Genomic DNA, 23,584 nt, shown 5'->3' with positions numbered 1-23,584 from the left:
GAATCAGAACATCAAAACGGTGATGGAGCTGAGATGGGATCCGTCAAAGAACGGGATGGCGAGCCCAGCGGTGGGACTCGGCATGACGCGATCGGCCGGTCGAGTGAGCAGCAGGGCTTCCATGTCTTCGATCAACACAACACGCTGGTGCTCCGCGACCAAACCCAGGATGCCGGTCGCCAACGGAACACGTGTTCCGGAATCGAGTCGAAACGCTTGCTCCACATCGCCGTACGCTTGGCTGGTCAGTTCGCATTCCTTGCCGTCGATGTTCCAGACCTCGATTGCTCGAGCCATCGGAGATCGCTTGGACTGAATGAGAATGGCGGTGGAAAGGTATTGCTCAGCAAAAATGGGCAGCCCGACGGCCGAATTGAGCAGGTCAGCGGACGCACCCGCCGCACGCAAGAAACCCATGTGGTTGGCGAGGTCATCTTGCGCCAACGCTCGACCTTGCTCCCAAACCACACCAGGAAGTCCATTGCCCTTTTCAAAGCGAACAAACGAGCTGACGTTTTGGAATCGTTCGAGTTTGCCGTAGTAGCCTTCCCGCAAGGCGACTTCATCGTACGGGCCGACGGGACGCCAAACTTCGAAGACTCCGACCGGATCGGGGATCGCTTCATTGGCAGATTTCGCGAACAAGACGATGACGGACTGAACGGCTCCGTCGCAGTGAACCGGAATCGCCATTGCCGCGGAAACGTCAGTTGGAAGCAGCGATGGGTCTTGCACCACGATCGCATCGGATTCATGCAGGCAGCGCTGCGCGATCGGCAGTGCGCTGGCGTCGCAATCAGGAGAAAGGTCTCCCGTGCCGGTGACGTCGCAGACATGAACGCCTTGCAGATAGCATTGATCTGAAACGGCGAGCGGTGGCAATGAGGTACGCAAGTTAATCGAAGCGTTGGATGGTTCAGGAAGGAAGGTCGACGTCATGTTGGCAACCCTTTATGTGGCACTGGCGGTTGCGAGTTCTTCTTCTTGGGCTTTGGCCCGTTTCTCCGCATCGGCTTTCAGCTTCTTGTGGTCTTGGTCTTCCAAGAACTGAATCATCTTGCCGCGAAAGTCGTAGTACTCCGGGTGATCGAGCACATCGGCCCGAACGCGTGGGCGATCAAACGGCAAGCTGAAGATGGCACCGACTTTGGCGCGTGGACCGTTGGTCATCATCACCACGCGATCACTCATGAATAGCGCTTCGTCGACATCGTGCGTGACCATCACCGTGGTGACTTTGTCGCGAATCAGGATCTCCAGGAGGATCTCTTGTAATTCCATTCGCGTCAGTGAATCCAGCATGCCGAAAGGCTCGTCGAGCAACAGCATTTTCGGTCGCAACGCAAACGCTCGGGCAATGCCGACGCGTTGTTGCATGCCTTGGCTGAGATCCTTGGCTCGTTTGTGCAGGTTGCTGCCGAGGCCGACGAGGTTGAGATAGTACGAAGCCAAATCGCGACGGTCTTTCTTGCTGGCTTGCAAATAAACCTGGTTCACACCCAGCATCACGTTTTCAAGTGCCGTCATCCATGGCATCAAACATGGTGATTGAAACACGACACCGCGATCGGGGCCGGGACCATCAATTTCGCGACCATCGATGGCGACTCCGCCCGTGGTGATTGGGTTGAGTCCGGCGACCATGGTCAGCACCGTGCTCTTGCCGCAACCGGAGTGACCAAGCAGTGAAACGTACTCGCCCTTTTCAAGGTTGAGATCGAATTCCTCGACGATCACGACCGGCCCATTGTGGGTGTCGTATGTCTTGCCGAGACGGAACATTTCAACGTAGCCGCGCATGTTCGGTTCAGTGTTTTGGAAGGTGAAAGTGTTGGGGATTCACAACGGTGGGGGCGTTGCCGAAGCGAACGCACCACGAATCAGAACGACTAGCGAGGACCGGTGTTGAAGACGGCTCGCGTCGGACGTGTCAGGTCGGAGGGTTCGATGTCGGGCAATCGGAACGCTTTGGTTGGGTTGGCTGCCGACTCATCTCGGCGTGCCTTTTGACGAACGGCGACCAAGTAGTTGGTGACGGCGTTGCGAAGCCCTTTGAACTCTTCGTTGTCGTTCAGTTCGGTCTTGTTGCGAGGGCGATCGATGCCAACCGTGAACACGGGTCCAAGCGAAGCGTTGGGGCCCGGGTTCAGCGGCACGATGCGATCGGCGACCATGATGGCTTCGTCGACATCGTTGGTGATCATCACGCACGTTTGCTTTTCTTCGCTCCAGATCTTCAGGATTTCATCCCCGAGCTGTCCGCGTGTTAGTGCGTCGAGTGCGGACAGTGGTTCGTCGAGCAATAAGACTTTGGGTTTGAGTGCCAACGTCCGAGCGAGGCTGGTTCGTTGACGCATCCCGCCGGACAACTCATGCGGCCGGCGATGCGCCGCGTGGCTGAGTCCGACCATGTCGATGAACTTCTCGACGTGTTCGCGGCGTTGCTCACGCGACCATTCTTTGAAGACCGCGTTGACGGACAAAGCGATGTTGCCACGAACGGTCAGCCAAGGCAGCAGCGAATAATTTTGAAACACCATTCCTCGATCTGGGGACGGGCCCTTGATGGGCTCGTCATTCATGGTGATGGTGCCTTGATCAGGAGCGATCAATCCAGCCAGCAACTGCGTGAACGTCGTTTTGCCACTGCCGCTGAAACCAACCACCGCCAAGAACTCGCCTTCGCGAACGTTGAGGTTGATGTTCTGCAGGACTTCGTTGCGTGTCACTCCACTGCCGTACCCTTTGCAAACGCCTCGCATTTGAAGGATGGGTTTAGGAGCCGACGAGACAGGTCGTCGTTTGATCGTTGGCGTTGTTTCGAGAACCGTGCTCATGTTTGCACCCATGGATGATGAAAGAGAAGAAACCGAGACATCCAAAATCAAACAGGGGATGGATTGCCAAAGCTGACCAAGTTGCGGAAGAAGATCATGATCCGGTCCAAGACCAATCCAATCATCCCGATAACGATCACGCTGAAGGCGATGCGTGCGTAGGTCAGTTCGCTTCCGTTTTGGAATTCATCCCAAACGAATTTCCCAAGACCTGGGTTTTGAGCCAGCATGTCGGCGGCGATCAAAACCATCCAACCGACGCCCAGGCTGATTCGCATTCCCGCAAACATCAGGGGCAAACTGGCGGGCAAAATGATCTTGGTCAAACGTTGCCACCAAGACAGTCGCAGCACGTCGGCAACGTTGATGAAGTCCTTGTCAACGCTGGCGACACCAAGCGTCGTGTTGACCAACGTGGGCCACAGCGAGCACAGGCAAACGGTCGACGCTGAGATCAAAAAAGCTTTGTTGAAGAACGTTTCACCGCTGGAGTAACCGGCGTAGTACCACATGATGACGATGAATGCCAAAGGCAGCCAAGCCAGCGGACTGACCGGTTTGAAAATCTGAATGAACGGTGTCATGGCGGCGTTGAACCAGGGGCTCATCCCGCAAAGAACGCCGACGGGAACCGCAACGATCGTGGCCAGGAAGAAGCCGAAGAAGACGGTTTTGACACTGGTCCAGATCTGGTCGATGAATGTTGGGGCGCTCGACGGCGTGAAGTTGGCGGCCGTGACGGCTCGCTTCTTCAGCGCCAGAGATTTGTTTTCGAGAAGTGTTTGTGTTTCGCCGGAGGCCTCGGCCGCAGCAGCGGTGTAAGCGTTTGACTCGGCCAACAACTGAACTGCTTCGGTCAACTTTGCTTGCTTGGCAGCTTTGTCAGCTGCACGCTGATCGTAGTGCATCCCGATCAGTTGCTTGCCCGCGGCCCAAGTCGCTTGAGGGCTTGGCAGTTTGGCACTGTCGGTCACGACGTTGGAAGCGGCTCCCGCCCACAACAAAAGGAACACGCAGACTGCCCCGATAGGCAGCAAGATGAACTTGGCGATTCCGATGCACTGTTCTCGTTTGTCCTCGCCTGCTGCCAAGCGAACGAACGGCTCAAGAATCGGAAGACCGGCCACGTCACAGAAACGGAGAAGATTGCCACGCCAGTTCATCGGGGATATGTCCAGAAATCGTGAGGGATTGAATGCAAAAAGAAGGAAGACGCCGGGCTGCTGCGAACCCGGCGGTTGCAGCTATTTCTTGGCCAAGGACTCGTCATCCTTGTTGCCAATTTCGAAGCTGTTGATGTAGCCAATCGGGTCTTTCGCGTCGTATTCATTGCCGTCAATGAACTCGGTCGTGACCGCGCGATAGCCGTCGTAGTCAGGAGCCGGAATCTCGTTCGGATCCAACTTGCCTTCGCTGATCAAAAGCTCGGCTGCCTGGCGATAGATTTCAGGACGGTAGATTTTCTTCGCCGTGTCGGCGTACCAACTGGCAGGCTTGGATTCGGTGATTTGTCCCCAGCGTCGCATTTGCGTCAGGAACCAAATCGCGTCGCTGTAGTGCGGGTAGCTGGCTTCGTGTTTGAAGAACACGTTGAAGTCAGGCATTTCGCGAACGTCCGTGGATTGGAAGATAAACGTGCCCATCATCGAATTGCCGATCACTTCCTTTTCCGCACCGACATAGTCCTTGCGGCTGAGGATCTCGACGGCTTCTTCGCGGTTGACCAATTTGCCGGACTCGTCGGTGGAATCCAGCCACTTGCCGGCGCGAATCAGAGCCTTGATCACGGCCAAGTGAGTCTGCGGATGTTTCTCTGCCCATTCCTCGGTGACACCGAAGACTTTCTCGGGGTTGTTCTTCCAGATGTCGTAGTTCGTCGTCACCGGGACACCGATGCCGGTCACCACGGCCTTTTGATTCCAAGGCTCGCCAACGCAGTAACCTTTGACGATGTCCGCTTCCAAGTTTTGTGGCATTTGTGGCGGAGGCACAGTCGACAATTTCACTTGTGCGTCGGTGAATCCTTTGATGTCCGACTCGGTGTACATCCCCGGATGAATCCCCGATGCAGCCAACCAATATCGAATCTCGTAGTTGTGTGTGCTGACCGGGAACACCATGCCCATCGGGAAGGGTTCACCCGCATCTTGCAGGTACTCTTCGACGATCGGCTTCAGGCTTGCGGCGCTGATGGGGTGTTTCGGTGTCGGGCTTTTCAGTGCGGGGTCGTTCTCCTGCATCTGTGCCCAGACTTCGTTGCTGACGGTGATGCCATTGCCGTTGTAGTCCAGGCTGTACGCGGTCACGATTGGTGATTTGGTTCCGACGCCGATGGTGGCACCGATGGGTTGACCGGCCAACATGTGGGCGCCGTCGAGTTGCCCATTGATGACGTTGTCGAGCAGGATCTTCCAGTTCGACTGGGTGTCCAGCGTGACGTTCAATCCCTCGTCGTCGAAGTAGCCCTTCTCTTTGGCGATCACCAATGGGGCACAGTCAGTCAGCTTGATGAAGCCAAACGTCAGGTCTGACTTTTCCAAGTCAAGCATCACGGCGGAATCAGAAGGCTCCGCGTCGATTTCGATTTTGCTAATGTCCACCTTCGCCGCGGCGGCTTCGAGATCTTCAAGCGTGACCCCTGAGTCGCTGCATCCGGTAAGCATGCCCGAGAGAGCAACGAAACCGAGCAACGCGAGTTTGCCGGAGGTCGCGATGAACGATGCCCGAGTTGATCCTGCCGATTGTTTCAGTGATACCGATTGGCGAACCGGAGCCAGTTCGGCTCGCGAAGAAGCGTCGGATTCCGACTGAGTGAACGGGACGCTTTCTGATTCAAGGCAGAAGCTGGAGGGGCAAATTGGCATGGGGAAAACCGTCCTGCGAGATGAGTGCTGAAACCATGTGCAATAAAGTGGCATCAGTGATGCAGGTTTAACGGTTCGCAAGCGTCATGCCGGATGCACGGGCGCGAAGTGAGCGAATGTTCCCTTTGGGTGCGAGGGTTCCTTTGAAGGGGGCCTAGTGTGAAAACGCGGCGCTTAATTGCTGTTGCGAGCATTTCGAAAAAGTTCGTCTCGGAGCGAGGTGCGTAAGGTTTCAGCAACTCACGCGGCTCGCTGCACGTGGATTAGGCAACCGTGTTGAGGGGCCGAAAATATCCGATCGTGGTGAGCATGCGACGGGATTGGATGCCCATTCTTAAACAGTGGTTATCGGTCCGAATGCCTCCGCAGTCGCCAATTCGCGGGCGAAATGGCGGTCGGATGGTTCCCATAGAAGCCGGCATTCCGTTGGGACTGAGTCGAGAACTGCAAAGGTGCATGGGCTGGTCGACTTTGACCTTTGCAACGTTTGAGCGTGATTGATGTGGGTGCATCTTGAAACACTCAGCGATTGGCGATGCAGCGTCACTTTGAATGCGCCGATAGCCAAAATGGGTCGCTATGAAGTTCTGGATGTTGATTCCGATTCATCTTTGATTCATTGCGTTTCCTTTATCTCAGGCGGAAGGAAGCAAGACGATCCAACTCGATCCGGATGATCCGAATTTTCAATCAACTCCATGAAGGAGATACAACGCCATGTCCCAACGCAAATGGAAACGTCGCTTGCTCAGTGCGATCACGATCGCAACGGCAGCCCTTTCCACTCACGTTCAAGCTCAAGACACTTCCGGTCTCGAACCGGTTGAGGTCCTCGTCGTTCAACAGGGCTCAGGGGCACTGACCGAACCCGGTCCTTCCCCCACGGCACCGAGCGAAGCATCTTCGGCTTCCTCGATCGTTGAACCACAATCACCCATCGCTGAACCTGTCGTGGACTCGTCCGCTTACTCGGACCCCTACGCTTCGTATTCAGCTCCATGCACTTGCTGCGCAAACGGATGCTGCACGAAGAAAAAGAAAGAAGCCGCGATGGCAAAAATGAAAGGTGCCTACCAAGGCGTCTTTTATGCCAACGACTTCAGCTACTTGAATGATCCTTGCTACGACGGCCCTTCGTTCTTCGGCGACTCGTTGAAGGGATTGCTCAACGGCACGTTGGACGTCGGTGGTGAAGCACGAGTTCGTTATCACAACGAAAACAATCACCGTGGCTTGGGCATCACCGGCAACGACGACAATTTTTGGCTGACCCGCTACCGCATGTTTGCGAACTGGCGTTTGTCGGACAACCTTCGGTTCTACGGTGAGTACCTTTACGCGGACTCGGGCGGAGAGTTGTTCAACAACCGTCCAATCGAAGAGAATCGTGGCGAAGCTCAGAACCTGTTCCTGGAAGCTCAGTTGACGGACAACTTGTCTGTTCGCGGTGGTCGCCAAGAGTTGTTGTTGGGTGCTCAGCGTTTGATCTCGCCATTGGATTGGGCCAACACTCGTCGTACCTTTGATGGTGTGCGTGCAACCTACGCAAACAAAGACGGTTCGATCGATGCGTTCTACACCCACCCCGTGAAACGCACCGCGGCCTACGAAGACAAGTGGGATGCCACGAATCAAGATGTTCAGTTCTTTGGTGCGTACATGACCCGCAAAGACACTTGGTTGGGGCAGTGGGAAAACTACTACCTCGGCCTCAACAACGACACCACCAATTTTGATTACCACACGATCGGTAGCCGAATCGTTGGCAAGACGGACTCGAACTGGATGTACGAGTACGAAGGCGGAACGCAGTTCGGAACCAACAGCGACGGAACCGACCACAGCGCCGGATTCTTTACCGGTGGTTTGGGACGTCAAGTTGCAATGACGAGCGACTGGAAACCGACCCTCTGGTTCTGGTACGACTACGCTTCGGGTGGCGACGACGAACTTCGCGGTGGCGATGGTTTCGACCACATGTTCCCGCTGGCCCACAAGTACTTGGGCTTCATGGACTTGTTCGGACGTCGTAACATCCACGACGTCAACGCTCAGTTCATCACGCCAATTTTTGGCGACAAGGTCAAGTTGGTTCTTTGGTACCACTACTTCATGTTGGACGAGAAAACCACTCCGTTCAATGTTGTGATGAATCCAAGCAACCCTGGCAACGCCGCGGGCGATCGCGAACTCGGGCACGAGATTGACGTCTTGTTCCAGATCGCGCTCAACCCACGCAACAGTGCTTTGGTTGGGTACTCGCACTTCAATTCTGGCAAGTACTACAGCACGACCGCTGGCGTGCAAGACTTGGACGCAGACTTTTTCTACTTCCAGTATCAAATGCGATTCTAAGTCGCGTTTGTCACAAATTGGAAATCGAATTCGATCGCCCGATGTAATCCATCGGGCGATTTTTTTTGCGCTGTGACAATCCGAGAGATGCGGTTGCGGTGGAGACTCGAAGTTTCCTGCAACCCGCATCGGGCGTTAACAAGAACGTCACACTCGCCTGATACTCTTCGCTCGAATTCAGTTTCAAGTGACGGTCGTTCAGCATTGGATTGCATCCCAGTGGCTCAAAGATGGACTTCTTCGAGCAGGGGGCGACCGTTTCCAATCCTTCCAAGCCAAGGAAGCTGGTATGCAGCGGCCCGCCCCGACACCGGTCCGGACGCTCTTGGTAAGCGACGTGCATCTAGGATCGAAGCATTCGCGTGCCGAAGAGTTTCTCGCGTTCCTTCGCGAATTTCAGCCCGACTCACTGTATTTGGTGGGCGACTTCATCGACGGGTGGAAGATCAACACGGGATGGCATTGGTCGAGCGTGTGTGACGACATCGTCGCTCACCTGATCAGCCTTGCTCAACGAGGTACGAAGATTCACTACGTCTCCGGCAACCACGACGCTTTTCTTCGCAACCCCGCCTTCCGTGCGGGATGCTTGGCGACGCTGCCGCGGTTTGAAGTGGAAGACGAGTTCGTTTTGGAAACGGTCGCCGGCTGGAAGTTTTTGGTCACGCACGGTGACCTTTTTGATTGCGTCGAAAACAACGCTCAGTGGTTGTCCAAGGGGACGACGACGATCTACGACGCCTGTCTTTGCCTGAACCGTTGGTATCACAAAACTTGGCAGCATCGTGATCGCAATCCGCACGGCGTTTGTTCCGTTTTGAAAGATCGCGTCAAACGCTGGATTCGGTTTGTCAGCGGGTTCGAAAGCAAGATTCTGAATCATGCCAGACAAAACGATTGCGACGGAGTGATTTGCGGTCACATCCACACGCCCGACATCGTGAAGGGCAATGCGATGTGGTATTGCAACACGGGAGATTGGGTTGAGAACTGCACCGGGTTGGTCGAACGCCACGATGGCCAACTGCATTTGGTCCGACGCTATGACGAGGATCTGTTTCTTCGTCTTCCAGCTCAACGCGGGCCTATGAGTCGAACCTTCCACGAAGAAGCATCGACGGACACCGAAGAAAGAGAACTCGTCGCGGCAGGTGCCGGGACGTCATCGAGCGGTTACGCCGCTTGATGCATCGAACATTCCAAGTTTTTCCATCACAACGAAAGTCAATCTCGCATGGTCGCAAACTGGCTCGGCAACAAGTGCTTCAAAGTCGTTCACCAAAAGAACCTCGTCTACAACACTTGCTGGGAAGACCCCCGCATCGACCGCCAAGCACTCTCGCTGGGACCAGATGATTCCGTTCTCGTGATCACGTCCGCAGGGTGCAATGCTCTGGACTATGCACTGCAGTCACCCAGGTCGGTGCACGCCGTCGATATGAACCCGTTACAAAACGCATTGTTGGAATTGAAGTGTGCGTCAATACGCACATTGAAATACCAAGACTTTTTTGACGTGTTTGGCCGCGGCTACCACGCCGATTGGCAATCGCTGTATCACAATCACGTTCGCAGCTCGCTGACTGAGGATGTGCGATCGATTTGGGATCGTCGTTTGGACTTCTTTGACGGGACTTCCCGCCGTAAAAGCTTCTACTTTCGCGGAACGTCAGGATTGTTTGCTTGGTTGGTCAACGGTTACCTGAAGCGGCCTGCCGGTTTGAAGGAAGCGATCGCGGAACTGCTGAAAGCGGAATCGGTAGATCAGCAGCGTGAGATCTACCAGGAACGCGACATCAACCGGTTGCTCTGGAGCAAACCGCTCCGTTGGGCTTTGCGTCGAGACACGACGCTGGCGATGCTCGGTGTCCCACGCAGTCAGCGCAACCAACTCGATCAATGCTATCCCGGCGGCATTGGCGGGTTCATCCAAGACCGGATCGAAGCGGTTTTCAAAACGCTCCCATTGCGTGACAACTACTTCTGGCGAGTCTATCTGACGGGCAGCTACACGCCCGAATGCTGCCCGGAATATCTCAAAGAGGAAAACTTCGAGACGTTGAAGGGCGGTTTGGTTGATCGCGTTCAAACGCACACCAACACGGTCGAAGGTTTCTTGACTGAGCATGATCAGCCAATTTCACGCTTCGTGTTGCTTGATCACATGGACTGGTTGTACGACCGCTATCCCGAGTTATTGGCATCGGAGTGGCAGAGCATCCTGAATCGTGCCACGTCCGACGCTCGCGTTTTGTGGCGAAGCGCGGCCTTGGCGGTCGACTTTGTCAATCCTCTGATGTTGCAGCACGAAGGTAGTCAAGTTCAACTGGGCGACTTGCTTCACTACCACGATGAATTGGCAACTTCCTTGCACGCTCGAGATCGAGTCCACACCTATGGCAGTTTCTACATCGCCGATTTGTTTGGTCGCATGGCGGGTGAGACTGACGCAACGACCGAATCGGCTGGAGTGGCGGCATGAGTGAGGCTGTCAAACCCACCTCACGTCTCGACGATCTGAAAGTCCTTTGGCATTTGCTGTTTCGTCCCGTGCGTGGCAAAACACATGGCGAACGGCTCGAGAGTTTCTACGAAGGGCAAGCTTCCCACTACGATTCGTTTCGAGCGAAGTTGCTGCACGGGCGATCCGAATTGATGTCGTGGGTGGACTTCCCTGACGATGGTGTCTGGGTCGATTTCGGTGCCGGAACCGGGCACAACTTGTTCTCGGTGGAAGAACAGTCGAAGTCGCTTTCCGAAGTTCACTTGGTCGACCTTTCACAATCGCTGTTGAAGGTCGCGTCGGAGCGGATTGAGGATCATGAGCTCAAGAATGTGACGCTGCATCATGCTGATGCGACCAAGTTTGAGTTGCCTGAAAACAGCGTTGATGTCGTCACGTTTTCGTATTCACTGACGATGATTCCGGACTGGTTCGAAAGCGTTTTGATTGCTCGGCGAATCCTCAAGCCCGGCGGAACCATCGCCGTGACGGACTTTCACGTTTCGCGAAAACACGCTGCGTCGGGTAGGCGTCAACACGGTTGGCTGCGGCGAACGTTTTGGTCGCTCTGGTTCGCGTCGGACAACGTTTACTTGTCCAGCGATCATCTGGCGATGCTCAACCGCCAATTCGAGACCGAACGTTGTGATGAACGGCTGGGAAGCGTTCCCTACATGCCGCTCATCAAGGCACCGTACTATTTGTTCCTCGGTCGGAAACCAGCCAACTGAGGAGCGAAGTTGCTTCGTTCTCTTACCAAGCCTTGGACCAACTGGCGATGACGGAGTAATCGGTTTCCAGTTGGATGCCGTCCAGGTCTTGTGCAATGGTCGGCACGAACTCGAAGTTGAAGTAGTGACCGTGGGCCATCAACTGGGTGCCGATGCCGAGGTTGTACCAGTAACCGCCTCGGAATTCTTCGACGTTGGTGGAAATCAACAGGTTGTCGGCCGAAGAGTCGGCGCCGTCGTAGTCCGTGCGCCACAGGTGTTCACCGCGGAGCGACACGGACCAATTGTCGGTCAACAGAACGCTGGTCCAGGAGTTCAAGCGAAACTCATCACTGACGCTGTACCCACGATAGTTGCGACCGATTGGCAAATCGGTTTGGAACTGGACGCCACCGCTCCACCAATCGCGGAAGTATTTCCAGGTCACTCCTGGACGAGCGTTGAACGTGCCGCTGCCGAGTCGCATGGGGTACGGCAACGGTTGGGACATCATGCCGTTGGTCGGTGCGGTGGATTCGCGATAGATGTCGCCGGTTGGGACGGAGCATCCGAGGTTGACGAGGAAGTCTTGCGAGTCGGTGCTGTAGAGCCGCAGCAACGCACCGAACGACGTGTCACCAAAGCCACTGTTGTGGGTTGTGAATTCGCCGCCCCGGCCGGCTGGGTTTCCGTCGCCGCGAATGTGGTCCATCGTCAACGCCGGCATCATCAGCATCGTGTACAGCGTGATGTCATCCGATGCCCCGTACATGATGTGTGCCATGTGCATTTCCATGGTCATCTGCGTGGGGGTGGCACCGGCGTTGGTTTGGATGCCTTCGACGATGATGCCGGGTGGAGGCCCTGCCGGACCAATCGCGTCTTGATCGCTGATCGTGTTCTCGCCGATGCGATTGTCTTCCATCGACATAACCATGTACTTGTACTCGACCATCCACTCGCCTTTATCGTGCAAGTGATCGCCCATGATGCCGGCGGGAGCGTGCTTGTCCGCCAAATCTTTCCGGCCGGGAGAATCTGCGTGGGCAATGGTGGAGTACAAAGCGAGAAAGACTGTGGTCGCCGTGAAACACAAACGCATATCGAGCATCCTGGGAATGTTGGGGATACTCGGTTCAATCGGAAGATTCAGATTGCTGCCATTGTTCGATTCAATCGGCACGTAGAACCCGCAATGGCCGCAAGGTTTGACGGCAATATGCGGGTTGGATACCGGCGATCGGATGAGTCAATTGGCTGTGGCAAAGCGAGCGTTTTGCCGAGTGAGCGTTTCCTGCAGTTCCTGTCGAAGCTTCGCAGCGAGATCAGGCTGCTCGCTGGACAAGTCATTCTGCTCGCCAATGTCAGTGTCGAGATCGTAGAGTTCGACGCGATCGTCCTCCGCGAACTGGAGCAACTTGTACCGGCCACGGCGAATGGCCGACTGCGGACGAGTCCGGCTGGTTGTGAAATCATCAACGCCGATTGAATCCGGAGCTTTGGCGAAGCCGGTCTCGGGATGGTAATACGGAAAGTGCCAGATCAACGAGCGTTCGTTAGATGTCGTTTTGGCCTGACCATGCATCGCAGTCGCAATGCTTTCGCCATCGCACTCCGGCGGATCGCCGCCGGCCCAGTCGATCATCGTGGGCAGCAAGTCGTACCCGATGACGGGCTGATCGTTCACGGTTTTACCTGCGATCTTGTCCGGCCAACGAACCATCATCGGCACACGAATGCCGCCTTCATACAGGTTCCACTTGGAACCTCGCAGCGGAGCGTTGGCGGTGTACTCGGGATGCCCGCCGTTGTCGGAGTAGAAAACCACGATGGTCTGGTCGGCTTGTCCGGACGCATCGAGCGATTCGAGGATTTGCCCGACGTGATGGTCAAACGTTTCCAAGAAAGCCGCGTACTCGATTCGGTTCTTACGCCTCTTAGAATTCGAGGGAACACGAGCGTCATACTTTTCTCGCAACCAACGGCATGGAGTGCGAACGGGAGTGTGGACATAGAACGAAGACGCCATCGCGAAGTACGGGCGATCGTGTTGCTTTCGAAGGAAGTCGCCCACTCGGTCAACCATCGAGTCGGGTGCGAATGTGCCGACTTCGGTGATCGGTTCGACTGGTGAACGTTTCCAGTTGTATGGGTGTGCGCCGTAGTCTTCTTCGGCGACCTCAAACCCTTGTTGTTTGGGTCCGTGCGTGGGGCTCCAACCCAAGTAACGTTGATGATGCGAGCTGACGTGCCACTTGCCAAAGAACGCGGTTTGGTAGCCCTCGTCGTTCAAGCATTCGGCGATGGTCCGCTCGGCGAGCGGCAGGTTCAACGTCAGCGGCGGAGCGGACAGCAGTGTCGGCAAATCAATCTTTTGTTGTCCTGGTTCATTCTTGGTAACAAACTCAAAGTGCAATCGAGCGGGCGTCTTGCCGGTCAAAATGGACGCTCGGGAAGCGGAGCAAATTGGCGCGGGCGAGTAGGCCTGGGTGAAGCGAACCCCATCTGATGCCAATCGATCCAAGTGCGGAGTGTCGTGCCATGGATGCCCGTAGCAGCCCAAGTCGGACCAAGCCAAATCGTCCGCCAGAATGAACAGGATATTAGGGCGATTGGATGTTTCTGCTGTGGCGAAGGCGGGTGCCAACGCGACGATACAGAGAACGGTAACGGCGGCCCTTGAGAGAAAGGTTGGCTCAGGCATCTCGGTCGATTTTGTGGTGGGGTGGTGCGTCGAAACGCGGTGGGGCACAGGCGTTGTTGCAAGAACATGAACGCTTGTGGAGCGACAGCGGACGGGCGGGATGTTTTCTGCCTTCTTTGTCGCTGGAGCCGCTAGCATCTTGGGTTCGAGGCCCAGTGTCAAATAGACTGTGGCTCTCCTTCCTCCCCGCCTTCCTGATCGAACCCCGCCTCCATTCATCATGCCAGCGACCCTTCTAGCCGCGGTTTCTCGTCTCTTTTTGCTGTCTTTGTGTTTGGCCTTCGTCGCCGAAACATCCATTGCCGCTGAGTCAGCCACGCCGAACATCGTGGTGATTTTGGCGGACGACATGGGCTACGGTGACATGGGGTGCATGGGCAGCGAAACATTGCAAACACCGAACCTGGACGGGCTTGCCGCATCCGGCGTGTTGTGCTCGCAAGCCTATGTGGCCAGTTCCGTGTGTTCGCCATCGCGAGCCGGTTTGTTGACCGGACGTGATCCAAGGCGTTTTGGCTACGAGGGCAACTTGAATGCATCATCCGCAAGCTATGCGACTCGGCCGGAGTTGCTGGGATTGCCAGCGAGCGAAAGAACACTGGGTGATCATCTGAGTGCCGCCGGCTACGCGACCGCATTGATCGGGAAGTGGCACCTGGGAATGGGAGAGATGCACCATCCCAACCTCCGCGGCTTTGATCACTTTTGTGGAATGCTCACCGGGAGTCATCATTACTTTCCCACCACGATGAAGCACTCGATCGAATGCAACGGCCAGCGAGTCGAGGACTTCTCCAGTGAGTACCTGACAGATTTCTTCACCGACGAAGGATTGCGGTTCATCGACCGGCACGAAGCTGACACGCCGGACCAACCGTGGTTTGTGTTCTTTTCCTACAACGCACCGCACACGCCGATGCATGCCACGGAAGCGGACTTGGCTCGCTTTGCAAATATCGAAAACAAGAAGCGACGAACCTACGCTGCGATGATGTTCGCACTGGATCGAGGTGTCGGCCGAATTCGAAACCACTTGGAAGAGACCGGCCAATGGGACAATACCCTGCTGGTATTCTTTTCTGATAACGGAGGTGCAACCAACAACGGCAGTTGGAACGGCCCGCTTCGTGGTGTCAAAGGTTCGATGCGCGAAGGCGGAATTCGCGTGCCAATGATTTGGACTTGGCCAGCAAAGTTCCCCGCCGGAAAACGTTACGACGGCGTGGTGAGTTCGCTGGATCTGCTGCCGACGTTTTGTTCCGCCGCGGGCACGCAACCGCTGCCTTTGGCCGATCCGATGTCACACGAGGATGCATCGAATCGAAAGCGAATGAACCGGTTGGTCGGAACGCACGACGGAATCGACATGACGGCTCACTTGGTCGACGGTAGCGAGCCGCCTCGCCGTTTGTATTGGCGATTGCAGGGGCAAGCCGCGATCTTGGACGGCGCGGACAAATTGCTACGTCCGTCGCATCGACCCGCGGAGTTGTTTGATGTCGCCAGCGACGTGTCTGAATGTCACGATTTGTCGGCGAAACATCCCGAACGAATGAGCGAACTGTTTCGAGAATTGGGGGCGTGGGAATCGATGCTGACGACGGTGCCGCTGTGGGGATCGTCGCCATATTGGTCGGGGCAATCCGCAAAACACTATGGCGCTTGGGAACCACGGCCCGAGCCATCGACGTCATCGAAGGAAAACCCATGACCGCAGACCCCAACTCTGGTTCACAAGAATCAAACGACTTGGTTGAATCCGAATCTTTGCAAGAGATCGCTGGCAAGCTTGGCATCCGATCGGCAAAGCGGCATTTGTTTCTGTGCGCGGATCAAACCAAACCAAAGTGCTGCGACAAAGACGCCAGCTTGGAATCTTGGAACTACCTCAAACGGCGGCTCAAGGAACTTGGGTTGGTCGGTACCAATGCCAGTGTCATTCGCACCAAGGCCAATTGTTTGCAGGTGTGTGCCGCCGGGCCGATCGCGGTCGTTTATCCTGATGGCGTTTGGTATCGCGACTGCACGCCGGAGGTGCTCGAACGCATCATCCAAGAACATCTGATCGGCGGCGAAGTCGTCGAAGAACATTGCTTCACTCGCAATGAATTAGCTCCCTGAACGGAATGACTCGAACCTTCCTTGATGCCCCTCTCCTTGGACGTTTGCATGAGATTGACACCACGATCGAACCTCTGTTTTTCACTGACGCTGCTGCTGTTCGTATGGTCGATGCCAGCCAAAGCTGCGGATTCTGAACCGGTGGACTTGATCGTCTACGGCGGCACATCGGCTGGAATCGCAGCTGCGGTGCAGGCCAAGCGGATGGGCAAGTCCGTGATCGTGATTGAACCGAGTCAACGTGTCGGCGGACTGACGACGGGTGGCTTGGGGCAAACCGACATCGGCAACAAAGCGGCCATCGGTGGCATCGCTCGAGAGTTTTACGAAGACATCTCGTCCTACTACCAAGATGCCGCGGCGTGGAAGTTTCAGCGAGCGGAAGAGTATCGCGGTGGTGGCCAGTCGAAAACTGCTGCCGGAGAAGCTGCCATGTGGACGTTCGAACCCAGCGCGGCGTTGTCAATCTATCAAGACTGGATCGAGCGAGACGGTATTCGTGTTGATTACGGAAAGCGGTTGGATCGATCTTCGTTGATGATGACCCGCAGCCTGCCCGCTCGAATCATTGCTATTCGGATGGAATCCGGTGAAACCTATCGGGCTCGCATGTTCATCGATGCGACCTATGAAGGCGATTTGTTGGCCGCCGCTGGCGTGAGCTACACGATTGGCCGAGAAGCCAACGAGCAGTACGGCGAAACGCTGAACGGGGTGCAGACCAAAATGGCGATTCATCACCAACTGCGAAAAGGCATCGATCCCTACGTTGTCCCTGGTGACTCAAGCAGCGGGTTGCTTCCACACATCGATCCGAACGGGCCGGGGGAAGAAGGTGCCGCTGATCATCGTGTGCAAGCCTACTGCTTCCGGATGTGTCTGACCGATCACCCGAAAAACCGCATCCCATTTCATAAACCAGAGGGCTATCAACCGCTGTGGTACGAACTGATGCTTCGCAACTACGAGGCGGGTGAAAACGCGGCGCCGTGGATCAATTCTGGTATGCCGAATCGCAAAACCGACACCAACAACCGATTGGGATTCTCAACCGACTTCATTGGCCAAAACTATGATTACCCCGAAGCCACATACGAAGAACGCGAGGCCATCGTCGCGGAGCATCGACTGTATCAACAAGGGTTGATGTGGACGTTGGCTAACCACCCACGCATCCCAGAAAACGTCCGCAATCAAGTGTCTCGGTGGGGCATGTGCAAGGATGAGTTCGAAGCGGGCAACGGCTGGCAAGATCAGCTCTACATTCGTGAGGCACGACGAATGGTAGGTGAGTACGTGATGACCCAGGGCAATTGTCAGGGTCTGGCGGTCGAGGATCCGATCGGATTGGCGGCCTACACAATGGATTCGCACAACCAGCAACGCTATGTGGACGAGAAAGGCCAGGTCCGCAACGAAGGCGATGTCCAGGTCGGAGGTTTCCCGCCGTACGGTATCAGCTACCGATCTCTCGTCCCCAAGCGACGCGAGGTGTCCAATCTATTGGTGCCAGTTTGTCTGTCGGCATCACACATCGCCTTCGGGTCGATCCGGATGGAGCCCGTTTTTATGGTGCTTGGTCAAACATCTGCGACCGCCGCAGCCATGGCAATCGATGATCGAGTCGCAGTTCAGGACGTCGACTACGAACGGCTGGCAAAGCGTTTGGTGGAAGACGAGCAAGTGCTGTCCTACACCGGCCCGAAACCCAAACCCGGGATCGATCCGAAGTCGCTCGATGGGATTGTGGTCGACAACTCGCAAGCGAAAACGGAAGGCGGTTGGATGACCAGCAGTTCGTCAGGCAATCGAGTCGGATTGAACTACGTGCACGACAACAACGCCAGCAAGGGCGAATGCGTTGCGGTGTATCAAGCCAAGCTAAAGCAACCAGGACGCTACCATGTGAACTTGCTGTGGCCGGTGCATTCCAATCGAGCCACAAACGCATTCGTGAAGATCACCGACGCCGCGGGAGAACACCATGAGGTGCGAGTGGATCAACGCGATGCGAAGTCCGGCGGCCGGGCCAAGCTGGGTGAGTTTGAGTTTGGCACGAACGCGATCGTGGAAGTCCGAAACGCCGATTCGGATGGCTACGTCATCGCTGACGCGGTGCAGTTTATCCTCGCAGAAGGCAAGAGCGACTGAGGGCGGACGGAGCAGATGCGGCAGAGACTTTCGGTTTTGGCCGTTTGGCGTTGGCTACGGTTCCCTTGTGGATCAGTGGCGAACGCCAAAACCGTTCATTGGTTTGACACCAAGCAATCACGCTTGTCCGCTTAGTCGATGCTCACAAGTTCGACGATGAAGTGAAGGTGCGCGTGAGCGGGAATGGATCCGGGCGAACCACGTTCGCCGTAGCCGAGGTGGGAGGGAACCCACAGTTCAATCATTCCGCCTTCACCAACGAGTTGCAATCCTTCGGTCCATCCGGCGACCACGCTTCCCAAGGGGAAGGTTGTCGGTTCGCCTCGTTCGTAGGAGCTGTCGAACTCTTTTCCGTTGTCGAGCCAACCGCGGTAGTGGACGGTCACGGTGCTGGCGGCCGTCGGCTTTCTGCCATCGGAATGACGCAGCACCCGGTAATTCAGCCCGGAGTCCGTTTCCGAGAAGTCCGGCGCGGGACTCGCGTCCATCGGGCCCGTGTCCGCTTGAAGTTCAGGCTTGTCCAGGAACGAGATGGACGTTCGTTGCGCTGGTGCGGAATCCTGGGCAACCGGGAAGTCTGGTTCCGGCACAATGGGTGGGCTGGTTGGCGCAGTGGATCGACACGCCGGAGCGATGAACAGCAGGCCCAATAGACAGCCTGGTAACCAAGTTTTCATGTTTCCGCTCCGGTCTTGCATCCTGCATTCATCCGACAAACCCGTCGGAGATGAACCTAACTCTGGAATTCCGTTTGGACGTTAGCGAAAGCGGGCAAATCTCGAAAGTCCGATCTTCTTCCGAGGTCGCTGCGATCATTCGGCAGTCTGTCAGAAACCGAATTTTCGAATGCTTGGATCGAGCGTGACGGCGAGAGGTGCACGTGATGAGGCCACTGCCACTCCCCATGCGAGCGTCTAAACTCAGTACAAGCCTTTAAACTCAGAGGTCGATCAACCGACCCGGACCGAATACGAGGGATTTCAACGAGATGAAAGTCATTGTCGATTTGTGCGTCGTCCCGATGGGCGTGGGAGTTTCGGTGGGCAAGTATGTCGCTGAGTGCCAGAAAGTGCTGCAGGAAGCCGGGTTGGAACACCAGCTTCACGCCTACGGCACGAACATCGAGGGTGATTGGGACCAAGTTTTCGCTGCGATCAAACGTTGCCACGAACGTGTGCACGCGATCGGTGCCCCACGAATCACCACCAGCATCAAAGTCGGAAGCCGCACCGACCGCGAGCAAACCATGCAAGACAAAATCAACAGCGTGGTTGAGAAGAAACTTTAGAACCAGGCAATGGAGCAGAGGGAATTGGACGAATTGTGTTTATTCCGAAATCTAAACCAATGCTCGAACTTCAGTCCGCGTTGCGCGGTGAGGTCGGCGTGAGAGAGACGAATCGTGCGGAGTGTGGTCTCACAACACTATCGTTTCAAAGCGTTGATTTTCCAAATCGGCACGCGTGGATTGACACGGACTTAGGAGGCAACATCTCGGTCGATCTGGAAGACTGGTCGACTGACGAAACATGGGACAATGCCGTCGCCTGTTTCGTTGCATGTAATATCGAGTCCGCTTCCACGGTGACAGCACGCTGGCTTCAAGGAGAAGATCTAGAGTCATGCCGGAACACAAATGGTGTGCGCGAGTCGAGTAGGCCGGATTACGGAACGAAGTGACGGAGATCTGGCAGCGCATCGTGTCACGGTGAAAGTGCATGCTGGATTGCCGTGTGGGAACCGGAGGGCTTGCGCCCTACCGCTAGCAGGGGTGGGGATTTGGTTGACCGAAGACTTGAAGGGAGTGGGATTTTGTTAGCGGAGTGGCGCAAGCCGCCCGGTGCCGTGCTGCATACTTCCGGTTGACGTACCAAACGATCCGCGCGGCAGGAAACGAGTTCTCGTATTGTTGGGTAGAATCCAAGCGGCACCGTACGGTTCGCGCTGGAAACGCCGAACAGTGAAGCAGGTGTCCGAACTGAACCGCTCATCGCACGAGGAGTTTGAGGTTGCAAGACGACCCAATTGCATTCTTTTTGACTTGGACGTGCTATGGAGCCTGGATGCCAGGTGATGATCGCGGCTGGACCAAGTGGCATCGCGGGGACCAGGTGCCACAACCTCGGCTCGCGAATTGGTGTCGTGGCCAGATGGTTGATTCGACAGTCATTTTGTTACCAGAGCAGCGAACAATGATCGAATCCGTCGTTCGCGAACATTGCGAAAAGCGGTGTTGGTATTTGCACGCTGTCAATTGTCGAACCAACCATTGTCATGTTGTTGTGACGGCACCGAACTACGACGGTGAGAAGGTTCGAGATCAATTGAAGTCGTGGGGCAAGCGGCGGATGAAAGAACGTGAGCGTCAGTTGGGTGTCGCTGAAGAATGCGTGCGTGATCGCTGGTGGACGCGGAAGGGGAGTGTGAGATATTTGTTTGATGAGGATTCGCTTGCGGCTGCGACAATGTACGCGTCGGAAGCTCAAGACGCAGGCGGTTCGAGTGCGAACCCGTTGTGACTCAGCGTTGTGACTCAGCAATGTGAGTCCGACGTCGGTTTGGTGGTTGCGTGCGGAACCGGAGGGCTTGCGCCCTGCCGCTAACAGAGTCAGACGCGACACGCCGCGTGCCGCGTTTCCCACTCCGAACGTGAGCCTAAGGCTCGTCATCAATTTAGTTCGGTGCGTTCAGCTGGATGGTGCGGAGTCGGAGGGCGTTGCCGATGACGGAGACGCTGCTGAAGCTCATGGCGGCAGCGGCAAGCATGGGGCTGAGCAAGATTCCGAAGAAGGGGTACAGCAGTCCGGCCGCGATGGGGATTCCCAAAGCGTTGTAGGCGAACGCGAAAAAGAGATTCTGCCGGATGTTTCGCATCGTTTTTTGGCTCAGTTGTTTCGCGGCCACGACGCCTCTCAGATCGCCGCCGACCAAGGTCACGCCAGCTGACTCCATCGCGACGCTGGTTCCCGTTCCCATCGCGATGCCGACGTTGGACGCCGCCAAAGCCGGTGCGTCGTTGATGCCATCGCCGCACATCGCGACGGTTTTGCCCTCTTGCTTGAGTTGCTGAATGAAGTCGTGCTTGGCTTCCGGTGACACGTTGGCTCGGAAGTCATCGATCCCAAGTTGTTGCGCCACGGCCTCGGCGGTGGATCGAGCGTCGCCGGTCAGCATCACAACTTGCAGTCCCAGTGAGTGCAGGGCTTTGATCGCATCGGGCGTGCTCGGCTTGATCGGATCTTTGATGGCAATGATGGCGGCGAGCGAGCGATCGATAGCGACGTAGACCACCGTGGCTGCGTCCGCCTGGTGCTGTTCCGCTTGATCGTGCACAGCGTCCAAGCCCGTCACATTCAAATCGGACAACCAATTGGGGTTGCCGATCGCAGCCTGTTTGCCATCGACCTGAGCAACCACGCCTTTTCCGGTTGTGCTTTGAAAATCTTTTGCGACACGTTTTTGAGTGTCGATGGAGTCTGCGTGTTCGACGATCGCACGACCAAGCGGGTGTTCGCTGGACTGTTCCACCGCGGCCGCGATGGCCAGAACATCGGGTTCGCTCCATTCGCCGTGCGGTTCGATAGCGGTGACGGCGGGACGTCCCCTGGTGAGCGTTCCGGTTTTGTCCACGACGATCGTGTCAACCTTTTCCATGATTTCCAAAATCTCTGCGTCGCGAATCAGCACGCCTTCTTTGGCACCGCGACCGACGCCCACCATCACGGACATCGGCGTCGCCAATCCAAGTGCACACGGACACGCGATGATCAAAACGGCGATGGCGGAAACGAACGCGTAAGCCAGCGAAGGTTCGGGGCCAAACATTGACCAAACGATGAACGCGAGAATGGAACTGAGGATGACGGCTGGCACAAAGTACTGGGCCACTTGATCGACGAGTTTCTGAATTGGGGCTTGGCTTCGTTGCGCGTCGGCGACCATTTGCACGATCCGGTTCAGGACCGTGTCGCTGCCGACTTGGGTGGCTGTCATCTCGAGCGAACCGGATTGATTGAGCGTGCCACCGGTCAGCGTATCGCCTTTGTTCTTTTCAACTGGAACGGGTTCGCCGGTCAACATCGACTCGTCAACTCGGGACGAGCCGCTCATGACTTCGCCATCGACGGGAATCTTCTCGCCCGGTCGAATTCGCAACCGGTCGCCGGTTTGAACTTCATCAAGCGAAACATCCTGCTCGGATTCGCCTTCGATCCGATGAGCGATCTCAGGCGTGAGTTGCATCAGCTCGCGAATCGCACCGCCGGTTTGTTGACGAGCGCGCAGCTCGAGGACTTGGCCGAGCAACACCAAGGTGATGATCACGGCGGCGGCTTCGAAGTACAGAGGTGGCCGGTCGGCATCGTAGAAGGCCGCGGGGATCCAGTCGGGCACCAAGACAGCGAGCACGCTTAAACCAAACGCGGCGAGCGACCCCAACGCGATCAATGAGAACATGTTGAGGTTCCAGGACCGGAACGATTTGGCACCTCGAACAAGCAGCGGCCATCCGCACCAGAAAACGACCGGCGTCGCGAGGGCGAACTGCAGCCAGCCTTCGATGTTCGGGCGGATCCAGCGGCCGATTGGGAGGCCGATCATAGGGCCCATGGAAAGGATCAGCAGCGGAACTGACAATGCAACACCAATCCAAAACCGACGTTTCATGTCGTTGTATTGGGCTTCGTCTGCGTTCGATGATGGGTCGACGAATTTGGGTTCGAGATCCATGCCGCAGATCGGGCAATCTCCCGGTCCGACCTGTTCGATCTCCAGGTGCATCGGACAGGTGTAGACCGCGTCGGGGTTGGCAGCTTGGCTGGCCGGGGATTTTCGATGGGATCCGCAGCAGGTGGAGGTGTCGCTAGGGGTGTGCTCGGCCCTCCCCTCGCTTTGTTCGACCCTCCCGGAGGGAGGGTGATGACTGTGGTCGCTTTGCCCAGCCTTCCCGGAGAGGGTGTGAAGTTTGGGTGCGTCTTGTTCGGTCGTGTTGCAGCAGGACGATTCGGGCTGGGCTGCGTTGGAGTCTTTTTGCTCGCGAGCTCTCAACACGCCTTCCGGATCAGCCTCGAATTTTTTCTGGCAGCCGGCGCAGCAGAAGTGGAATGTCCGCCCGTCGTGTTGGCTGGAGAGTGCGGTCGACGGGGCCACCGACATGCCGCAAACGGGATCGATGGCTTGGGTTTCGGTGGGATTCATTGCGTTGGCTTGGGAAGGAGTTCTCCCATCACCTTACGCAATTTCCATTCCAGCTGTTCTGGGTGCGACTGCCGTCAGAGACGGTCGAGGTGTGTTTCGACGGTCTCGGAAGACCATCGTACGAGTGAGATTGTGTCGACGGT

The 23,584-nt window shown here is 56.2% G+C and carries 18 protein-coding genes; 9 read left to right on the top strand and 9 right to left on the bottom strand.

From position 1 onward, the window contains the following. Positions 1 to 3: 3 nt before the first annotated feature. The 5 genes from CEE69_RS00745 to CEE69_RS00725 all read right to left on the bottom strand — a co-directional run bounded on the left by CEE69_RS00745 (position 4) and on the right by CEE69_RS00725 (position 5,701). The gene (locus tag CEE69_RS00745; protein WP_099258644.1) at positions 4 to 939 is read right to left on the bottom strand and encodes a GAF domain-containing protein; all 936 of its coding nucleotides are present in this window, start codon (positions 937 to 939) and stop codon (positions 4 to 6) included. Between the two features lie 12 nt (positions 940 to 951). Continuing rightward, positions 952 to 1,800, bottom strand: coding sequence for an ABC transporter ATP-binding protein (locus tag CEE69_RS00740; protein ID WP_099258643.1), 849 nt, complete (start codon positions 1,798 to 1,800; stop codon positions 952 to 954). Positions 1,801 to 1,889: 89 nt separating this feature from the next. Beyond that, the gene (locus CEE69_RS00735; protein WP_199169766.1) at positions 1,890 to 2,888 is read right to left on the bottom strand and encodes an ABC transporter ATP-binding protein; all 999 of its coding nucleotides are present in this window, start codon (positions 2,886 to 2,888) and stop codon (positions 1,890 to 1,892) included. Then, entirely contained in the window at positions 2,885 to 4,000 is a 1,116-nt protein-coding gene (locus CEE69_RS00730; protein WP_099258642.1) for an ABC transporter permease, read from the bottom strand. Before CEE69_RS00730 ends, CEE69_RS00735 begins: the two co-directional genes overlap by 4 nt. An 81-nt stretch (positions 4,001 to 4,081) precedes the next feature. After that, complete coding sequence (locus CEE69_RS00725; RefSeq protein ID WP_099258641.1) at positions 4,082 to 5,701, bottom strand: CmpA/NrtA family ABC transporter substrate-binding protein; 1,620 nt, start codon at positions 5,699 to 5,701, stop codon at positions 4,082 to 4,084. Positions 5,702 to 6,418: 717 nt separating this feature from the next. Here CEE69_RS00725 and CEE69_RS00720 point away from each other — a divergent pair. From CEE69_RS00720 to CEE69_RS00700, 4 genes are all read left to right on the top strand, one after another. Then, positions 6,419 to 8,056: an alginate export family protein gene (locus tag CEE69_RS00720; protein ID WP_099258640.1), complete on the top strand. Its 1,638-nt coding sequence runs from the start codon at positions 6,419 to 6,421 to the stop codon at positions 8,054 to 8,056. 289 nt (positions 8,057 to 8,345) lie between these two features. Beyond that, complete coding sequence (locus tag CEE69_RS00710) at positions 8,346 to 9,242, top strand: UDP-2,3-diacylglucosamine diphosphatase (RefSeq protein WP_099258638.1); 897 nt, start codon at positions 8,346 to 8,348, stop codon at positions 9,240 to 9,242. 48 nt (positions 9,243 to 9,290) lie between these two features. After that, complete coding sequence (locus CEE69_RS00705) at positions 9,291 to 10,538, top strand: DUF3419 family protein (protein WP_099258637.1); 1,248 nt, start codon at positions 9,291 to 9,293, stop codon at positions 10,536 to 10,538. Then, positions 10,535 to 11,290: a class I SAM-dependent methyltransferase gene (locus CEE69_RS00700; RefSeq protein ID WP_099258636.1), complete on the top strand. Its 756-nt coding sequence runs from the start codon at positions 10,535 to 10,537 to the stop codon at positions 11,288 to 11,290. The genes CEE69_RS00705 and CEE69_RS00700 overlap by 4 nt, the downstream gene beginning before the upstream one ends. Positions 11,291 to 11,312: 22 nt before the next feature. Here CEE69_RS00700 and CEE69_RS00695 read toward each other — a convergent pair whose 3' ends face one another. Together CEE69_RS00695 and CEE69_RS00690 are read right to left on the bottom strand one after the other, a co-directional pair. Next, entirely contained in the window at positions 11,313 to 12,380 is a 1,068-nt protein-coding gene (locus tag CEE69_RS00695) for a transporter (RefSeq protein ID WP_099259181.1), read from the bottom strand. Positions 12,381 to 12,518: 138 nt separating this feature from the next. Beyond that, positions 12,519 to 13,973 (bottom strand): sulfatase, encoded by a 1,455-nt coding sequence (locus CEE69_RS00690; RefSeq protein ID WP_099259180.1) that lies wholly within the window; start codon positions 13,971 to 13,973, stop codon positions 12,519 to 12,521. Between the two features lie 220 nt (positions 13,974 to 14,193). Between CEE69_RS00690 and CEE69_RS00685 the strand changes: the two genes are divergently transcribed. The 3 genes from CEE69_RS00685 to CEE69_RS00675 are packed head-to-tail and all read left to right on the top strand — an operon-like array spanning position 14,194 to position 18,245. Beyond that, positions 14,194 to 15,684, top strand: a complete 1,491-nt coding sequence (locus CEE69_RS00685) for a sulfatase-like hydrolase/transferase (RefSeq protein ID WP_099258635.1) — start codon at positions 14,194 to 14,196, stop codon at positions 15,682 to 15,684. Then, entirely contained in the window at positions 15,681 to 16,094 is a 414-nt protein-coding gene (locus CEE69_RS00680) for a (2Fe-2S) ferredoxin domain-containing protein (RefSeq protein ID WP_099259179.1), read from the top strand. The genes CEE69_RS00685 and CEE69_RS00680 overlap by 4 nt, the downstream gene beginning before the upstream one ends. Before the next feature lie 48 nt (positions 16,095 to 16,142). Further along, positions 16,143 to 18,245 carry an FAD-dependent oxidoreductase gene (locus CEE69_RS00675; protein ID WP_099258634.1) on the top strand — a complete coding sequence of 701 codons (2,103 nt, stop codon included), beginning with the start codon at positions 16,143 to 16,145 and terminating at the stop codon, positions 18,243 to 18,245. Between the two features lie 131 nt (positions 18,246 to 18,376). On the opposite strand, the gene CEE69_RS00670 is transcribed toward CEE69_RS00675, so the two are convergent. Further along, the gene (locus tag CEE69_RS00670) at positions 18,377 to 18,922 is read right to left on the bottom strand and encodes an FKBP-type peptidyl-prolyl cis-trans isomerase (RefSeq protein WP_099259178.1); all 546 of its coding nucleotides are present in this window, start codon (positions 18,920 to 18,922) and stop codon (positions 18,377 to 18,379) included. Between the two features lie 311 nt (positions 18,923 to 19,233). Here CEE69_RS00670 and CEE69_RS00665 point away from each other — a divergent pair, with 311 nt between their 5' ends. Next, complete coding sequence (locus CEE69_RS00665; protein ID WP_099258633.1) at positions 19,234 to 19,533, top strand: MTH1187 family thiamine-binding protein; 300 nt, start codon at positions 19,234 to 19,236, stop codon at positions 19,531 to 19,533. Positions 19,534 to 20,254: 721 nt separating this feature from the next. Then, a complete protein-coding gene (locus CEE69_RS00655; RefSeq protein WP_099258631.1) occupies positions 20,255 to 20,764 on the top strand; it encodes a transposase in 510 nt (169 codons plus the stop codon). Between the two features lie 154 nt (positions 20,765 to 20,918). On the opposite strand, the gene CEE69_RS00650 is transcribed toward CEE69_RS00655, so the two are convergent. Continuing rightward, the gene (locus tag CEE69_RS00650; RefSeq protein ID WP_099258630.1) at positions 20,919 to 23,441 is read right to left on the bottom strand and encodes a heavy metal translocating P-type ATPase; all 2,523 of its coding nucleotides are present in this window, start codon (positions 23,439 to 23,441) and stop codon (positions 20,919 to 20,921) included. Positions 23,442 to 23,584 lie beyond the last annotated feature (143 nt).

Source organism: Rhodopirellula bahusiensis (assembly GCF_002727185.1).
GTDB lineage: Bacteria > Planctomycetota > Planctomycetia > Pirellulales > Pirellulaceae > Rhodopirellula > Rhodopirellula bahusiensis.
Note: the sequence above shows the minus strand (reverse complement) of the source record. Positions and strands in the feature narration are given on the sequence as shown.

What these genes read in the sequence shown, in the direction of transcription:
- CEE69_RS00745 (WP_099258644.1), bottom strand. Translation starts at nt 939, where the DNA reads ATGACGTCGACCTTCCTTCCTGAACCATCCAACGCTTCGATTAACTTG.
- CEE69_RS00740 (WP_099258643.1), bottom strand. Translation starts at nt 1,800, where the DNA reads ATGCGCGGCTACGTTGAAATGTTCCGTCTCGGCAAGACATACGACACC.
- CEE69_RS00730 (WP_099258642.1), bottom strand. Translation starts at nt 4,000, where the DNA reads ATGAACTGGCGTGGCAATCTTCTCCGTTTCTGTGACGTGGCCGGTCTT.
- CEE69_RS00725 (WP_099258641.1), bottom strand. Translation starts at nt 5,701, where the DNA reads ATGCCAATTTGCCCCTCCAGCTTCTGCCTTGAATCAGAAAGCGTCCCG.
- CEE69_RS00720 (WP_099258640.1), top strand. Translation starts at nt 6,419, where the DNA reads ATGTCCCAACGCAAATGGAAACGTCGCTTGCTCAGTGCGATCACGATC.
- CEE69_RS00710 (WP_099258638.1), top strand. Translation starts at nt 8,346, where the DNA reads ATGCAGCGGCCCGCCCCGACACCGGTCCGGACGCTCTTGGTAAGCGAC.
- CEE69_RS00705 (WP_099258637.1), top strand. Translation starts at nt 9,291, where the DNA reads ATGGTCGCAAACTGGCTCGGCAACAAGTGCTTCAAAGTCGTTCACCAA.
- CEE69_RS00700 (WP_099258636.1), top strand. Translation starts at nt 10,535, where the DNA reads ATGAGTGAGGCTGTCAAACCCACCTCACGTCTCGACGATCTGAAAGTC.
- CEE69_RS00695 (WP_099259181.1), bottom strand. Translation starts at nt 12,380, where the DNA reads ATGCTCGATATGCGTTTGTGTTTCACGGCGACCACAGTCTTTCTCGCT.
- CEE69_RS00690 (WP_099259180.1), bottom strand. Translation starts at nt 13,973, where the DNA reads ATGCCTGAGCCAACCTTTCTCTCAAGGGCCGCCGTTACCGTTCTCTGT.
- CEE69_RS00685 (WP_099258635.1), top strand. Translation starts at nt 14,194, where the DNA reads ATGCCAGCGACCCTTCTAGCCGCGGTTTCTCGTCTCTTTTTGCTGTCT.
- CEE69_RS00680 (WP_099259179.1), top strand. Translation starts at nt 15,681, where the DNA reads ATGACCGCAGACCCCAACTCTGGTTCACAAGAATCAAACGACTTGGTT.
- CEE69_RS00675 (WP_099258634.1), top strand. Translation starts at nt 16,143, where the DNA reads ATGAGATTGACACCACGATCGAACCTCTGTTTTTCACTGACGCTGCTG.
- CEE69_RS00670 (WP_099259178.1), bottom strand. Translation starts at nt 18,922, where the DNA reads ATGAAAACTTGGTTACCAGGCTGTCTATTGGGCCTGCTGTTCATCGCT.
- CEE69_RS00665 (WP_099258633.1), top strand. Translation starts at nt 19,234, where the DNA reads ATGAAAGTCATTGTCGATTTGTGCGTCGTCCCGATGGGCGTGGGAGTT.
- CEE69_RS00650 (WP_099258630.1), bottom strand. Translation starts at nt 23,441, where the DNA reads ATGAATCCCACCGAAACCCAAGCCATCGATCCCGTTTGCGGCATGTCG.